Source organism: Serratia sp. MF1(2023) (genome assembly GCF_030954545.1).
Lineage (GTDB): Bacteria > Pseudomonadota > Gammaproteobacteria > Enterobacterales > Enterobacteriaceae > Serratia > Serratia sarumanii.
In genome coordinates this window covers 77,442-92,321 of record NZ_JAVHUX010000020.1, presented here as the reverse complement: position 1 = coordinate 92,321, position 14,880 = coordinate 77,442, and the positions used below count along the sequence as shown (strand labels likewise).

The following is a 14,880-nucleotide window of genomic DNA, read 5'->3' as shown; positions in this document are numbered from 1 at the left end:
TTAAAACCTTGATTATTCCTTTCCTTTTCAGCCGCAGAATCTGCGGCTGACTTATCTATTATCCGCATTTAGCGCCAAACAAAAGGGCGACTCTCTGATTTCCTGCGCCAAATTGACACAGGTCTGGTAATCCGCTGAACAAAAGGCGTATGGTATCTGTCACGTGACAAGACGGACCTCATCGGGCCCGCCATTCCTTTCACTTTTGAAGATTTGGTACGCACCGTAGATGAAAACGCATGAAATAAACAAAATTCGCCCCTTCAGCGCGCTGATAGACGCCTGCTGGCGGGAACCTTATAGCCTGGCGCGGTTGCTGAAAGACGCTATCGCCGGGGTGACGGTCGGTATTATCGCCATCCCGCTGGCGATGGCGCTGGCGATCGCCAGCGGCGTGCCGCCGCAGTACGGCCTGTATACCGCCGCCATCGCCGGCATCGTCATCGCCGTCAGCGGCGGTTCGCGCTACAGCGTCTCCGGCCCCACCGCCGCCTTCGTGGTGATCCTCTATCCGGTTTCGCAGCAGTTCGGATTGGCCGGCCTGCTGGTCGCCACGCTGATCTCCGGAGTATTTCTGCTGCTGATGGGGCTGGCGCGCCTGGGCCGGCTGATCGAGTACATTCCGCTGCCGGTGACGCTCGGCTTTACCTCCGGCATCGCCATCACCATCGCCACCATGCAGATCAAGGACTTCTTCGGCCTGCAGCTGGCGCACACGCCGGAAAATTACGTCAGCAAACTGCACGTCCTGCTGCAGGCGCTGCCGACGCTGGATTTCGGCGATACCCTGATCGGCGCGGTGACGCTCTTGATCCTGATCTTCTGGCCCAAGCTCGGCCTGCGGGTGCCTGGCCACCTGCCGGCGCTGCTGGCGGGCACTGCGCTGATGGGGCTGCTGGCGCTGTTTGATCACCCGGTGGCGACCATCGGCTCGCGCTTCAGCTACCTGCTGGCCGACGGCAGCAGCGGACAGGGCATCCCACCGATCCTGCCGCAGTTGCTGCTGCCCTGGGATCTGCCGGGCGGCGGCGGGCAGCCGTTCACCCTGAGCTGGCAAACCGTTTCCGCCCTATTGCCGGCGGCGTTTTCGATGGCGATGCTCGGCGCGATCGAATCGCTGCTGTGCGCGGTGGTGCTCGACGGCATGACCGGCAAGAAGCACAACTCGAACAGCGAACTGATCGGCCAGGGCGCGGGCAACATCATCGCGCCGTTCTTCGGCGGCATTACCGCCACCGCCGCGATTGCCCGTTCGGCGGCCAACGTGCGCGCCGGCGCCACCTCGCCGGTGTCCGCCATTATCCACGCGCTGCTGGTGCTGCTGGCACTGCTGGTATTGGCGCCGTGGCTCTCTTACCTGCCGCTGGCGGCGATGGCAGCGCTGCTGCTGATGGTCGCCTGGAACATGAGCGAGGCGCACAAGGTGGTTTACCTGCTGCGCCGGGCGCCGAAGGACGACATTCTGGTGCTGCTGCTGTGCATGTCGCTGACGGTGCTGTTCGACATGGTGATCGCCATTACCGTGGGCATCGTGCTGGCGTCGCTGCTGTTTATGCGCCGTATCGCCCGTATGACAAAGCTGAGTGAGCTGAGCGCCGACCACGGCCGCCTGGTGCTGCGGGTGAATGGCCCGCTGTTCTTCGCCGCCGCCGAGCGCATCTTTACCGAACTGCTGGCGCGCAGCGAAGGCTACCGCACGATCGTGCTGCAGTGGGATGCGGTGCCGGTGCTCGACGCCGGCGGCCTGAGCGCCCTGCGGCGCTTTATCGACGAGCTGCCGGCGGACAAAAAGCTGGTGATCACCGACGTGCCGTTCCAGCCGCTGAAAACCCTGGCGCGCGCGCGGGTGCAACCGATCGAGGGCCGCCTGCAGTTCTACCCGACGCTGCCGGAAGCGCTGGCGGCCACCGGCGCCTAAACGTAAAAAAGCCCGACGAGTCGGGCTTTTTTTATGGTGACGAGCGCTTAGTTGCTGGTATCCAGCTCCGGGAAGCTCTTCACCAGGTCGTCGATGGCTTTCATCTGCGCCAGGAACGGCTCCAGCTTGTCCAGCGGCAGCGCGGACGGGCCGTCGCACTTGGCGTTGTTCGGATCCGGGTGCGCTTCGAGGAACAGACCGGCCAGGCCGACCGCCATGCCGGCGCGCGCCAGCTCGGCCACCTGAGCGCGACGGCCGCCGGACGCGGCGCCGAACGGATCGCGGGTCTGCAGCGCGTGGGTCACGTCGAAGATCACCGGATGGCCGCCGGTCACGTTTTTCATCACGTTGATGCCCAGCATGTCGACCACCAGGTTGTCATAGCCAAAGTTGCTGCCGCGATCGCACAGGATCACCTGGTCGTTGCCGCCCTCTTTGAACTTGTCGACGATATTGCCCATCTGCCCCGGGCTGACGAACTGCGGCTTCTTGACGTTGATCACCGCGCCGGTTTTCGCCATCGCTTCCACCAGATCGGTCTGGCGCGCCAGGAAGGCCGGCAGCTGGATCACGTCAACCACTTCGGAAACCGGCTGCGCCTGCGCCGCTTCATGCACGTCGGTGATGATTTTCACGCCGAAGGTTTTTTTCAGCTCTTCGAAGATCTTCATCCCTTCTTCCAGGCCCGGACCGCGGTACGAGTGAATGGAAGAGCGGTTGGCCTTGTCGAAAGAGGCCTTGAATACGTAAGGAATGCCCAGTTTTTGCGTCACGGTGACGTAGTGTTCGCAGATGCTCATCGCCAGATCGCGCGATTCCAGCACGTTCATACCGCCAAACAGCACAAACGGCAGATCGTTTGCTACGTCGATATCGCCAATGCTAACCACTTTCTGTTTCATGCTTTCGCCTTTGTTAAGGTTGTAACCGTCGCCTTGCACACTGCGCGGAGTCATTGAATTAATGCAGCGTCACCTGTTTCGGCTCAATCGAATGGATCTGCACTTTGATCACTTCGCTGACCGGGTCTTCAGGACACTGCTCGACAAAATAGTTGAGATCGGAAATCGCGATATGGTTGCACTCCAGCTGGGCGTAAATCAGCCCGCGGTCGCGGATCTCGTACGGATCTTCCGGATCGAAGCACAGCACCGTTTCGCTGGTGCGCAGCGCCATTTCCAGCTGTTTTTCTTCCATCAGGGCGGCCTTCAGCGTATCGAGCATCTTGCGCACCACCATGATGTTCTCCGACTCGTCGAGGTCGTCGTCTTCCAGCTCGGCGCCCAGCCCCAGGTTGCCCTTGATCCACACTTCCAGCTGGTGTTCGCTCAGGGTTTCGCCGTTAAGCGGGTTGATCAGCCACAGCTCCTCGTCCAGCCAGTCGGCGCGCAGGATCAGCTGAGTGGGGAAAATCACCGGCAGCAGCGGCAGATCCAGCGCGTTGGCGATGTGCAGGAAAATGGTGCCCAGCGAGACCGGCGTGCCCTGCCGCCCTTCCAGCACCTTGTCCAGCCAGATGGCGTCCGACAGGCGGTACACGCCGCTGGCGCCACCGAAGCCCCAGGTCTTGTAAAACAGCTCGATGAGCGCATCCAGTTGCTGCTCCTGAGTGATATCGGCCGGCACCGCCGCGCGCGCTTCGTCTACCAGCTGTTGCAGCTTGCGCTCCACGTCGGCAGCCGGGAAATCGCGCCGCACCGACTGCGACACCAGGATCACCCCTTCGCTCAGCGGCGAGGCGTTAAATTCAAAATCAGCAATGCTACTCATAGGTATCCCATCAGAAACGGTATTTTCGTCGTGGCAAGTTTAATTATCAGGTACAGGCAGCCCAACGCCAGCACGAACGCCACGGTTCGCAGCCGCTGACTTTTGGTCTTCTTGCCCAATGCGACGTAGCCAAGCAGGATATAGATAATAACGCCAAACAGCTTCTCGGTCAGCCATGAGTCCATACCCAGCAGCGGATAAAACCCGAACGTCACCACCAGCGCGATGCCGCTGACGAACAGCAGTGTGTCGTTCAGGTGCGGCGCTACCTTGACCCAGCGGCGGCCCATGATCGGCGAGCGGCGCCACTGCCAAAAGAAACGCAGCACAAACAAGGTAATACTGATGGCGACCGTCAGCAAATGGAAATGTTTCAACGCGGTGTATGCAGTCATGATGCTCCCTTAAATGGCCCGGGCGTCGTTATTATCAGTGGCGATTATCCCGGCCATTGGCCGAGCGTCACGCGGTCGTTGTCGCCGTAATCACGGTGGGTGGCGACAGCGGAAAATCCGGCGGCCTGCAGCAGCACGCGCACGCTCTCGCCCTGCTGCCAGCCATGTTCCAACAGCAGCCAACCCTGCGGCTGCAAATGGTGCGGCGCCTGGCCCACGATGGCGGCCAGATCCGCCAGCCCATGATCGGCGGCGATCAGCGCACTGCCCGGCTCGAAGCGCACGTCGCCCTGCGACAAATGCGGATCGGCGGCGTCGATATAGGGCGGATTGCTGGCGATCAGCGCGAAGCGTTGCCCCGCCACCGGCGCAAACCAGCTGCCCTGTAGAAATCGGACGTTGTCGATCTTCAGCTTGTGCGCATTGTGTTGCGCCAGCGCGACCGCCTCCGGCTGCACATCGACGCCGATTGCCGAACAATCTGGGCGCTCGCTGGCCAGCGCCAGCGCGATGGCGCCGGTGCCGGTGCCGAGATCGAGGAAGTGGCAGGGTTGCGGCGGCAGACGCGCCAGCGCCAGTTCCACCAGGCATTCGGTATCCGGGCGTGGGATCAGCGTTGCGGGCGAAACCGACAGCGGCAGCGACCAAAACTCGCGCTCGCCCACCAGATAGGCCACCGGCTCACCGCGCTCGCGGCGCGCCAGCAGCGTCTCCAGTTGCTGTTGCTGCGGCGGCGTCAGCAGGGTTTCCCCGAACGCCATCAGGAAAGTTCTGGCCTTGCCGGTCACGAAACCCAACAGGATTTCCGCGTCGCGCCGGGCGCTGTCGCTGTGGGTCAAACGCGCGGCGGCGGCTTTCAGCCAGTGTTGATAGTCCATCACTCTTGCTCGGCGGACAGCGCAGCCAGCTGGTCGGCCTGATACTCCTGCACGATCGGCTGGATCAGCATGTCCAGTTTGCCTTCCATCACCTCGTCCAGACGGTAGAGCGTCAGGTTGATGCGGTGGTCGGTCACCCGCCCCTGCGGGAAGTTGTAGGTGCGGTTACGGTCGGAACGATCGCCGCTGCCCAGCAGGTTGCGGCGAGTGGACGCCTCGGCCTGCTGGCGCTTGGCCATCTCGGCGGCGCGAATGCGCGCGCCCAGCACCGACATCGCCTTGGCTTTGTTTTTGTGCTGTGAACGCTCGTCCTGGCACTCCACCACGATGCCGGTCGGCAGGTGGGTGATGCGGATCGCCGAGTCGGTGGTGTTAACGTGCTGGCCGCCGGCGCCGGAGGAGCGGAAAGTGTCGATTTTCAGATCGCCCGGGTTGATGTCCGGCAGCTCGGCTTCCGGCACTTCCGGCATCACCGCCACGGTGCAGGCGGAGGTGTGGATGCGCCCCTGGGATTCGGTTTCCGGCACGCGCTGCACGCGGTGGCCGCCGGATTCAAACTTCAGCTGACCGTACACGCCGTCGCCGGAGACTTTGGCGATCACTTCTTTAAAGCCGCCGTGCTCGCCTTCGTTGGCGCTCATCACCTCGACGCGCCAGCGGCGGCTTTCCGCATAGCGGCTGTACATGCGGAACAGATCGCCGGCGAAGATCGCCGCCTCATCGCCGCCGGTGCCGGCGCGCACTTCGAGGAAGCAGCTGCGCTCATCGTCCGGATCTTTCGGCAGCAGCAACACCTGCAGCTGCTGCTCCAACTCTTCGCTGGCCGCCCGCGCCTGTTTCAGCTCTTCCTGCGCCATCTCGCGCATCTCCGGATCGTCCAGCATCATTTCCGCCGTCTCCAGATCCTCCTGCACCTGACGCCATTCCAGGAAGCAGCGGCTGACGTCAGTCAGCTGCGCGTATTCTCGCGACAGCGCGCGGAACCGGTCTTGGTCGGCGATAACGCCGGCATCGCCGAGCAGCGCCTGCACTTCTTCATGGCGCTCTTGTAACGCTTCCAGTTTGGCAACAATAGAAGGCTTCATGCGTGGTAATAAACCCTGTTAATAGAGAAAACTAATGCTGATCCAGCCCGAGGCTGTCGCGTAATAACTGCAACCGCTCCACGTCGCCGTCGCCGGCGGCCTGCTGGAGGGATTTGGTGGGGGCATGAATAAGACGGTTGGTCAGTTTATGGGCCAGCTCGTGTATCACCTGCTCCACGTTGGCGCCCTGCGCGATGGCGGCCAGCGCTTTGGCTTCCATCTCTGCGCGAATTTGGTCGGCCTGCGAACGGTAGTCGCGGATGGTTTCCACCGCGCCCTGCGAGCGCAGCCAGGCCATGAAGTTGGTGCTTTCCTGCTGCACGATCGATTCCGCCTGCACCGCCGCCGCTTTGCGCTGCGCCAGGTTGCTTTGAATGATGGCGTGCAGATCGTCCACGCTGTACAGATAGGCGTTGGCCAATTTGCCGACCTCCGGTTCGATGTCGCGCGGTACGGCGATATCCACCAGCAGCATCGGCTGGTTGCGGCGCGCCTTCAGCGCGCGCTCCACCATGCCCTTGCCGATGATCGGCAGCGGGCTGGCGGTGGAACTGATGATGATGTCGGCGTCCGCCAGACGTTCGTCGATCTCAGGCAGGGTGATCACTTCCGCGCCGACCTCGTCCGCCAGCAGCTGTGCGCGCTCGCGGGTGCGGTTGGCGATGATCATGTGCCGCACTTTGTGTTCGCGTAGGTGACGCGCCACCAGCTCGATGGTTTCACCGGCGCCCACCAGCAATACGTTGAGATCGGCCAGCGATTCGAAGATCTGGCGCGCCAGGGTACAGGCGGCGAACGCCACGGAGACCGCGCTGGCGCCGATGTCGGTTTCGGTGCGCACGCGCTTGGCGACGGAGAAGGATTTCTGGAACAGACGCTCCAGCTCGCCGGAGAGCGACTGGCCGCGTTGCGACTCGGCGAAGGCCTTTTTCACCTGGCCGAGGATCTGCGGTTCGCCCAGTACCAATGAGTCCAACCCGCTGGCCACCCGCATCAGATGGCTGACCGCGTCGTTGCCCTGATGCCAGTACAGGCTTTTCTTCACCTCTTCCGGACGCAGGTTGTGATAGGCGCACAGCCAGGCGACCAGTTGCTCGTGCATGTGTTCCTGCTGCTCTACGCTGAGGTACAGCTCGGTGCGGTTGCAGGTGGACAACACGACGCCGCCCTGCACCAACGGTTGTTGGAGCAAGCTGGTCAGCGCCTCATCGATGGACTCTGGCGAGAAGGTCACCCTTTCACGCAGAGAAACCGGAGCGGTTTTGTGATTTATACCTAACGCCAGCAGGGTCATTGCTTCGAGTAATACTTATCTTGGTACGGGTTCTCGTTGAACGGCATTCTACTTGATGCGCGGGATCAATAAAAGTAACAACCGCATCTTCCGTTCAATCGCTGTCATAGATGACATCAATTAATGAATAAGCAATAAATACAGCAGGATAAATAGTCATGAGGTAGGTCGATTGCTTAAATTTTAGCGCAGTTTGCGATAACGCGCACGCTATTCGGCGTACACAACGGCGGCGTTTGCGCAACGAAGGCACCGCTTATCGGGCGCGCCTCCCCCGCCTTCAGGCGATTGTGTTACGCTTAATGGCGACCCCGACGCGCGTGCCGGGTTGGCATTGCGCCGGTAAAAGCGGCAAGATTCAACGCGATGCAGCAAAAAATTGACGCGCCGCCGCCGCCTCGTTAGCGTGAGCGCTGAATCCGGGTTTCGTCGCGCATGCCCGCAAGGACAAAAGGACAAGAGAAAGTTATGCCAATACGCAAAGTTAGTTTGCTCCGTCTGATCCCGCTGGCCAGCCTGGTGCTGGCCGCCTGTACCACCACCAAGCCGACCGGCCCGGCCACCAGCCCGACCTCACCGCAGTGGCGCGCCCATGAGCAGGCGGTGCAGCAGCTCAGCACCTATCAGACCCGCGGCTCCTTCGCCTACTTGTCTGATCAGAAAAAAGTCTACGCCCGCTTCTTCTGGCAGCAGTTCTCGCCGGAGCGCTACCGCCTGCTGCTGACCAACCCGCTCGGCAGCACGGAAATGGATCTCAACGTGCAGAAAAACGTGGTGCAGCTGACCGACAACCAGGGCAAACGCTACGTCAGCGACAATCCGGAAGAGATGATCCGCAAGCTGACCGGCATGGCGATCCCGCTGAACAACCTGCGCCAGTGGATGCTCGGCCTGCCGGGCGAAGCCGGCGATTTTGCGCTGGATGACCAATATCGCCTGAGCAAGCTGACCTACCAGCAAGGCGGCCAGACCTGGAAAGTGGATTACCAGGGCTACAGCAACGAGGTGCAGCCGACGCTGCCTAACCGCCTGGAGCTGCAGCAGGGCGACCAGCGCATCAAGCTGAAAATGGACAACTGGACGCTCAAATGATCCGCCAGTGGCCCTCCCCCGCGAAACTCAACCTGTTTCTGTACATCACCGGCCGTCGTGAAGACGGCTATCACCTGCTGCAGACGCTGTTCCAGTTTTTGGACTACGGCGACACCCTGACCATTGACCCGCGCCAGGACGATCGCATTCATCTGCTGACGCCGGTCGACGGCGTGCCGGACGAGCAGAACCTGATCGTGCGCGCCGCCCGCTTGCTGCAGCGCTATTGCGATGAGCGCGGCCTGCAGACCGCACCGCGCGGCGCCGACATCAGCATCGACAAGCGCCTGCCGATGGGCGGCGGTTTGGGCGGCGGCTCCTCCAACGCCGCCACCGTGCTGGTGGCGCTGAACGAACTGTGGCGCTGCGGTCTTGGCGACGACCAATTGGCCGAGCTGGGGCTCAGCCTCGGCGCCGACGTGCCGGTGTTCGTGCGCGGCCACGCCGCCTTCGCCGAAGGCATCGGCGAGCGCCTGCAGCCGGCCGAGCCGCAGGAAAAGTGGTATCTGGTGGCGCATCCCGGCGTCGGCATCCCGACGCCGGTTATCTTCGGCGATCCCGAATTGAAAAGAGACACCCCGGTTCGCTCCTTAAGTGAGCTGTTGCAGGCACCGTACGCAAATGATTGCGAACCGATCGCAAGAAAACGTTTTCGCGAGGTTGAACAGCTTCTTTCATGGCTGTTAGAATACGCCCCGTCACGCCTGACTGGCACAGGTGCTTGTGTGTTTGCTGAATTCGACACAGAAATCGCCGCCCGTCAGGTGTTAAATCAAGCCCCGGAGTGGTTGTGTGGTTTTGTAGCGCGCGGCGTTAACGTCTCCCCACTACATCGCATTCGTTCCGGGCGGTTTGAGTCGTAGCTCAACGTTTCGCTGCGCAGGGTCATGCACACCTGGCCCTGTTATCCCTGCGCTGCCTGCGGTCTCAATTTTAGTTTTACATACCCGTATGTATATTGCGCCGGCGTCGCCGACTGCCCCTTGGCGATGTCGTATGACAATATCTTCTCTGGACGCAAGCCTGAGGTTCTTCTCGTGCCTGATATGAAGCTTTTTGCTGGTAACGCCACCCCGGAACTAGCACAACGTATTGCCAACCGTTTGTACACCAGCCTTGGTGACGCCGCTGTAGGTCGTTTTAGCGACGGCGAAGTGAGCGTGCAAATCAACGAAAATGTACGCGGCGGTGATATTTTCATCATCCAGTCCACCTGTGCCCCGACCAACGACAACCTGATGGAACTGGTTGTGATGGTCGACGCCCTGCGTCGCGCCTCCGCAGGTCGTATTACCGCCGTTATCCCTTACTTCGGCTATGCCCGCCAGGATCGCCGCGTGCGTTCCGCGCGTGTGCCGATCACCGCCAAGGTGGTTGCCGATTTCCTCTCCAGCGTAGGGGTTGACCGCGTTCTGACGGTGGATCTGCATGCTGAGCAGATTCAAGGCTTCTTCGACGTTCCGGTAGACAACGTGTTCGGCAGCCCGATCCTGCTGGAAGACATGCTGCAGCAGAACCTGGAAAACCCGATCGTGGTTTCCCCGGACATCGGCGGCGTAGTGCGTGCCCGCGCCATCGCCAAACTGCTGAACGACACCGACATGGCCATCATCGACAAACGCCGCCCGCGCGCGAACGTTTCTCAGGTGATGCACATCATCGGTGACGTGGCAGGCCGCGACTGCGTGCTGGTCGACGACATGATCGACACCGGCGGTACCTTGTGCAAAGCGGCTGAAGCGTTGAAAGAACGCGGTGCCAAGCGCGTATTCGCCTACGCGACGCACCCGATCTTCTCCGGCAACGCCGTGGACAACATCAAGAACTCGGTGATTGATGAAGTGATCGTCTGCGACACCATTCCGCTGTCGCCGGAAATCAAGGCACTGAAAAACGTTCGCACTCTGACCCTGTCCGGCATGCTGGCTGAAGCCATCCGCCGCATCAGCAACGAAGAGTCGATCTCTGCGATGTTCGAGCATTGATTCGTCGTCTTTCCGGTGCGGCGCCCACCGCGCCGGAAAGATAGCGAGCCCGACAGCAGAAAAAGAAAAACCCGTTGGTGCGTAAGCAACAACGGGTTTTCTACTCGTAGTCCAACATGACCTCAAACCTTAATGCACGGCAGATTTTCCCTTGCCCTGCTCTCGCTTCCCTTCTGATTTTTTAATCAATGCGACGAACGATGTTGGTCGTTGCGGCACCGTTTATCAAAGTGTTTTACCCACCAGTAGCGATCCGCCACCTGCTCGCGGCCGCCGATACGCGCGCCCACCAGCCACAACAGCGCGCCGACGAAGATACTCATGATGGCGCCGTGGGCGAAAAATTGCGGTAAATTGAACTGGGATACTTCAGCAATAATGGAGTATCCGACGCCGCCGATCATCACGACCAGCCCCAGCCCCATAAAAAAGTTGCCCATTCTGTCCGCGCTTCTACGTTTCATATGCCACCTCCATGATTGCCATGTGCCAACCGGGATAACGCTGCAACTTGTTAACCCACTTTGATAAGTTAAGTATAGTCCTTGTTGCGGCAAGGGGATTGCGGAGGCGATCACAAATGGTAAAGAATTATTGACACTTCTTAACGCGCCGCTGAAAATTAGCGGACAAATTGAATTATTCAGCTAATGAATCATTCGTCTTTCTTACCTAAGGCGACGGCGGGGATCGGATTTTGTCATTCGCCGCCCCGGCAGGTAGACTAAGGCCCTTTCCATTACCCTGATCATAGTGAATCTCCCAGTGAGCAGTATTAAATTGATAGTTGGCCTGGCCAACCCGGGCGCGGAATATGCCCAAACGCGCCACAACGCCGGCGCCTGGTACGTCGATCTGCTGGCCCAGCGCCACAATCAGCAGTTGAAAGAAGAGAGCAAGTTCTTCGGCTATACCGCTCGTTTGAACCTGGCGGGCAACGACGTGCGCCTGCTGGTGCCGACCACCTTCATGAACCTGAGCGGCAAAGCGGTGCTGGCGATGGCCAACTTCTACCGCATCGAACCGAACGAGATCCTGGTGGCGCACGACGAGCTGGATCTGCCGCCCGGCGTGGCCAAAATCAAGCTCGGCGGCGGCAACGGCGGCCACAACGGCCTGAAGGACATCCAAAACAAGTTCGGCAACAACCCGAACTTCTATCGCCTGCGCATCGGCATCGGCCATCCGGGCGACAAGAACAAGGTGGTGGGCTTCGTGCTCGGCAAACCGCCGGCCGGCGAGCTGAAGATGATTGACGAAGCGATCGACGAGTCGCTGCGCTGCACCGAGATGCTGATGAAGGACGGGCTGGAAAAAACCGTTCAGCGCCTGCACAGCTTCAAGGCGCAGGCCTGAACCTTGCCGCAGCGGGCGCCCTGCCCGCTGCCTGCTTCTAGCCGCGCGGGTTGAAGGTCTCCTCGCTCACGCGGCGGTCATCGGCGGTGAAGCCCTCCTCCGCCACGTAATACTGCGGATCGTCCAGCTCATGGCTGCAGAAAGGGCCTGCGCGCTTAAGTAAACGCACGCAGTCGCCGCTCAGGTGGCGCAGCCGAATGCTTTTCCCCGCCGCCAGGTAACGCGCCGTCAGCTTATCGATCGCCTCTACGCCGCTGGAATCCATCACCCGGGTGCCGGCAAAATCCAGCACCACGTTCTGCGGATCGCTTTGCGGCTCGAACAGCTCGGCGAAAGCGGCGGCAGAGCCGAAGAACAGCGGGCCATCGAGCTGATACACCGCCACGTCGCCCGTTACCTGCCGCTGGCGCACGCGAATGCGCGCCTGCTGCCAGGCAAACACCAGCGCCGAGATAATCACCCCGCTGATCACCGCCACCGCCAGATCGGTAAAGATGGTGATCAGCGTGACGGCGAGCATCACCAGCGCGTCCGCCTTCGGCATACGGCGCAAACGGCGCAGCGAACTCCACTCGAAGGTGTTGTAACACACCACCAGCATCACCCCGGCCAGCGCCGCCACCGGCAGCAGGCCGATATAGCGTGACAGGCTGACCACGAACAGAATCAGCAGGATGGCGCCCACCGTGCCGGAGAGGCGCCCGCGCCCGCCCGAGGTAAAGTTGATGATCGACTGGCCGATCATCGCGCAGCCGGCGAAGCAGCCGAACAGACCGCACACCGCGTTACCGGCGCCCTGCGCGATGCTTTCGCGATTGCCGTTGCCCTTCTTGCCGCCCATTTCATCCAGCACCGTCATGGTCAGCAGCGATTCAATCAAACCGACCAGGGCAATCACCACCGCATAGGGCAGCACCACCCGCACCATTTCCAGGGTGAACGGCGCCGTCGGCAGGCTGAAGTGCGGCAGCGCGCCGGAAATATCCGCCAGATCGCCCACCCGCAGCGTGTGCAGATTGAGGCCGATCGCCAACGCCGAAACCACCAGCAGCGCCGCCAGCGAAGACGGAATGGCTTTGGTCAGGCGCGGGAACAGCACCACCACCGCAATCGCCAGCGCCACCAGCCCGTACATCAGCGGCCCCTGCCCAGCGATCATCTTCAGCTGCGCCAGCATGATGACGATCGCCAGACCGTTGACGAAGCCGTGGATCGCCGGCAGCGGCACCAGACGAATGAACTTGCCCAGCCGGAAGGCGCCGATCAGGATTTGAATGCCCCCGGCAAACAGCGTGGCCCACAGCACGTAGCCCATGCCGTACTGCGCCGCCAGGCTCATCAACACCACCACAATAGAGCCGGCGGCGCCGGAAACCATGCCCGGCTTGCCGCCGAACAGCGCCGTGACCAGGCCGATAATAAACGCGGTATGCAAACCGACGATCGGCGAAAGACCGGCGACCAGCGAAAAGCCGACCGCCTCGGGGATCATCGAAACCGCCACCACAAAGCCCGCCAGGACTTCATTTTTAACGTCCGCGATCCTGACGTTACTCAGGTTAAACATGCATTATTCACTTATGACAGATGACATCATCTCCCCGCGTAGCGGGTATGGGGTACCGCAAGGTGCGGCAGACTGCAGGCGGGCACTGCTCAGGGTGGCGTAGGCAAGAAATACATCCGGCGCGTTTCCTGTCGGTTAATCGGAACGGCCAGTATGGGTAAATGTGATCCAAATCTCAATCAAAAACCGGCCGCGGGCGCTGCGCTCGCCCCGGCCAAACAAGTCTGATCGAGATAAACGCCCATTACGTGTATAATGGCGGCATTATTTTGCCCTTTATGCAGTCGATTAAACCTAACCGGCTGATAGTTAAGATATTTAAGGTGATTACAACATGGGATTCAAATGCGGTATCGTCGGCCTGCCTAACGTAGGCAAATCCACCCTGTTCAACGCGTTGACCAAAGCGGGCATTGAAGCAGCCAACTTCCCGTTCTGCACCATTGAACCGAACACCGGTGTGGTGCCGATGCCCGATCCGCGTCTGGATAAGCTGGCCGAGATCGTCAAGCCGCAGCGCATTCTACCGACCACCATGGAATTCGTCGACATCGCCGGCCTGGTGAAAGGCGCGTCCAAGGGTGAAGGCCTGGGCAACCAGTTCCTGACCAACATCCGCGAAACCGAAGCCATCGGCCACGTGGTGCGCTGCTTCGAGAACGACAACATCATTCACGTCAACAACAAGGTCGATCCGGCCGAAGACATCGATGTGATCAACACCGAGCTGGCGCTGTCTGACCTGGACACCTGCGAGCGCGCCATCCACCGCGTGCAGAAGAAAGCCAAAGGCGGCGACAAAGACGCCAAAGCCGAGCTGGCGGCGCTGGAGAAATGCCTGCCGCACCTGGAAAACGCCGGCATGCTGCGCGCGCTGGATCTGAGCGACGAAGACAAAGCGGCGATCAAATACCTGAGCTTCCTGACCCTGAAGCCGACCATGTACATCGCCAACGTCAACGAAGACGGCTTCGAGAACAACCCGTACCTGGACACCGTGCGTAAAATCGCCGACGCCGAAGGCTCCGTGGTGGTTGCCGTGTGCGCCGCCGTGGAATCCGACATCGCCGAGCTGGAAGACGAAGAGCGCGACGAGTTCATGGCCGAGCTGGGCCTGGAAGAACCGGGCCTGAACCGCGTGATCCGCGCCGGTTATGAACTGCTGAACCTGCAGACCTACTTCACCGCCGGCGTGAAAGAAGTGCGCGCCTGGACCATCCCGGTCGGCGCCACCGCTCCGCAGGCGGCCGGCAAGATCCACACCGACTTCGAAAAAGGCTTTATCCGAGCGCAAACCATCTCTTATGACGACTTCATCACCTACAAGGGTGAGCAAGGCGCCAAAGAAGCCGGCAAAATGCGCTCCGAAGGTAAAGACTACATCGTCAAAGACGGCGACGTGATGAACTTCCTGTTCAACGTCTAAGCCCTTCCCCGCAGCATTGCTTTCGGCTGCCGGCAACGGAAAAATCCACGCTTCGGCGTGGATTTTTGTTTTTATCTCCCCTGACTCAGACTCCCCCATTTCCCCCTTCCACGC

Annotated in this window: 14 protein-coding genes; 6 read left to right on the top strand and 8 right to left on the bottom strand. The window is 60.8% G+C overall.

Going from position 1 to position 14,880, the window contains the following annotated elements; translation table 11 throughout:
• The first annotated feature begins 229 nt into the window (after positions 1-229).
• Complete coding sequence (gene dauA / locus REA38_RS12070) at positions 230-1,918, top strand: C4-dicarboxylic acid transporter DauA (protein WP_308885941.1); 1,689 nt, start codon at positions 230-232, stop codon at positions 1,916-1,918.
• Positions 1,919-1,965: 47 nt separating this feature from the next.
• Here the strand turns inward: dauA and kdsA are convergent, their stop codons facing one another.
• From kdsA to hemA, 6 genes are read right to left on the bottom strand one after another with little or no spacing between them, the layout of a single operon-like run.
• On the bottom strand, positions 1,966-2,820 hold the full coding sequence (kdsA, locus tag REA38_RS12065; protein ID WP_004941087.1) for a 3-deoxy-8-phosphooctulonate synthase: 855 nt from the start codon (positions 2,818-2,820) through the stop codon (positions 1,966-1,968).
• A gap of 58 nt (positions 2,821-2,878) precedes the next feature.
• Positions 2,879-3,688: an invasion regulator SirB1 gene (sirB1, locus tag REA38_RS12060; RefSeq protein WP_033646388.1), complete on the bottom strand. Its 810-nt coding sequence runs from the start codon at positions 3,686-3,688 to the stop codon at positions 2,879-2,881.
• On the bottom strand, positions 3,685-4,086 hold the full coding sequence (locus tag REA38_RS12055; protein WP_170310367.1) for a SirB2 family protein: 402 nt from the start codon (positions 4,084-4,086) through the stop codon (positions 3,685-3,687). Before REA38_RS12055 ends, sirB1 begins: the two co-directional genes overlap by 4 nt.
• 41 nt (positions 4,087-4,127) lie before the next feature.
• Positions 4,128-4,961, bottom strand: coding sequence for a peptide chain release factor N(5)-glutamine methyltransferase (gene prmC, locus REA38_RS12050; RefSeq protein ID WP_308885940.1), 834 nt, complete (start codon positions 4,959-4,961; stop codon positions 4,128-4,130).
• Positions 4,961-6,046: a peptide chain release factor 1 gene (prfA, locus tag REA38_RS12045; RefSeq protein ID WP_033638166.1), complete on the bottom strand. Its 1,086-nt coding sequence runs from the start codon at positions 6,044-6,046 to the stop codon at positions 4,961-4,963. Before prfA ends, prmC begins: the two co-directional genes overlap by 1 nt.
• A gap of 31 nt (positions 6,047-6,077) precedes the next feature.
• Positions 6,078-7,340: a glutamyl-tRNA reductase gene (gene hemA / locus REA38_RS12040; RefSeq protein ID WP_033638164.1), complete on the bottom strand. Its 1,263-nt coding sequence runs from the start codon at positions 7,338-7,340 to the stop codon at positions 6,078-6,080.
• A gap of 468 nt (positions 7,341-7,808) precedes the next feature.
• Between hemA and lolB the strand changes: the two genes are divergently transcribed.
• From lolB to prs, 3 genes are all read left to right on the top strand, one after another.
• A complete protein-coding gene (lolB, locus tag REA38_RS12035) occupies positions 7,809-8,432 on the top strand; it encodes a lipoprotein insertase outer membrane protein LolB (RefSeq protein ID WP_033638163.1) in 624 nt (207 codons plus the stop codon).
• Complete coding sequence (ispE, locus tag REA38_RS12030; protein WP_033638162.1) at positions 8,429-9,295, top strand: 4-(cytidine 5'-diphospho)-2-C-methyl-D-erythritol kinase; 867 nt, start codon at positions 8,429-8,431, stop codon at positions 9,293-9,295. The genes lolB and ispE overlap by 4 nt, the downstream gene beginning before the upstream one ends.
• 174 nt (positions 9,296-9,469) lie before the next feature.
• Positions 9,470-10,417, top strand: a complete 948-nt coding sequence (gene prs, locus REA38_RS12025) for a ribose-phosphate diphosphokinase (protein WP_004941061.1) — start codon at positions 9,470-9,472, stop codon at positions 10,415-10,417.
• 185 nt (positions 10,418-10,602) lie between these two features.
• On the opposite strand, the gene ychH is transcribed toward prs, so the two are convergent.
• Positions 10,603-10,881, bottom strand: a complete 279-nt coding sequence (gene ychH, locus REA38_RS12020) for a stress-induced protein YchH (protein ID WP_025302491.1) — start codon at positions 10,879-10,881, stop codon at positions 10,603-10,605.
• A 301-nt stretch (positions 10,882-11,182) separates the two neighbouring features.
• Here ychH and pth point away from each other — a divergent pair, with 301 nt between their 5' ends.
• Complete coding sequence (gene pth / locus REA38_RS12015) at positions 11,183-11,773, top strand: aminoacyl-tRNA hydrolase (protein WP_308885939.1); 591 nt, start codon at positions 11,183-11,185, stop codon at positions 11,771-11,773.
• A 37-nt stretch (positions 11,774-11,810) separates the two neighbouring features.
• Here the strand turns inward: pth and REA38_RS12010 are convergent, their stop codons facing one another.
• On the bottom strand, positions 11,811-13,340 hold the full coding sequence (locus REA38_RS12010; protein WP_033653847.1) for a SulP family inorganic anion transporter: 1,530 nt from the start codon (positions 13,338-13,340) through the stop codon (positions 11,811-11,813).
• A 334-nt stretch (positions 13,341-13,674) separates the two neighbouring features.
• On the opposite strand from REA38_RS12010, the gene ychF reads away from it, so the two are divergent.
• Complete coding sequence (ychF, locus tag REA38_RS12005; RefSeq protein ID WP_033646394.1) at positions 13,675-14,766, top strand: redox-regulated ATPase YchF; 1,092 nt, start codon at positions 13,675-13,677, stop codon at positions 14,764-14,766.
• Positions 14,767-14,880: the final 114 nt, after the last annotated feature.

Bases quoted from the DNA above. Each gene is read 5' to 3' on its own strand.
- lolB (WP_033638163.1), top strand. From the start codon at position 7,809: ATGCCAATACGCAAAGTTAGTTTGCTCCGTCTGATCCCGCTGGCCAGC.
- sirB1 (WP_033646388.1), bottom strand. From the start codon at position 3,688: ATGAGTAGCATTGCTGATTTTGAATTTAACGCCTCGCCGCTGAGCGAA.
- ychF (WP_033646394.1), top strand. From the start codon at position 13,675: ATGGGATTCAAATGCGGTATCGTCGGCCTGCCTAACGTAGGCAAATCC.
- prmC (WP_308885940.1), bottom strand. From the start codon at position 4,961: ATGGACTATCAACACTGGCTGAAAGCCGCCGCCGCGCGTTTGACCCAC.
- prfA (WP_033638166.1), bottom strand. From the start codon at position 6,046: ATGAAGCCTTCTATTGTTGCCAAACTGGAAGCGTTACAAGAGCGCCAT.
- ispE (WP_033638162.1), top strand. From the start codon at position 8,429: ATGATCCGCCAGTGGCCCTCCCCCGCGAAACTCAACCTGTTTCTGTAC.
- dauA (WP_308885941.1), top strand. From the start codon at position 230: ATGAAAACGCATGAAATAAACAAAATTCGCCCCTTCAGCGCGCTGATA.
- REA38_RS12010 (WP_033653847.1), bottom strand. From the start codon at position 13,340: ATGTTTAACCTGAGTAACGTCAGGATCGCGGACGTTAAAAATGAAGTC.
- kdsA (WP_004941087.1), bottom strand. From the start codon at position 2,820: ATGAAACAGAAAGTGGTTAGCATTGGCGATATCGACGTAGCAAACGAT.
- hemA (WP_033638164.1), bottom strand. From the start codon at position 7,340: ATGACCCTGCTGGCGTTAGGTATAAATCACAAAACCGCTCCGGTTTCT.
- ychH (WP_025302491.1), bottom strand. From the start codon at position 10,881: ATGAAACGTAGAAGCGCGGACAGAATGGGCAACTTTTTTATGGGGCTG.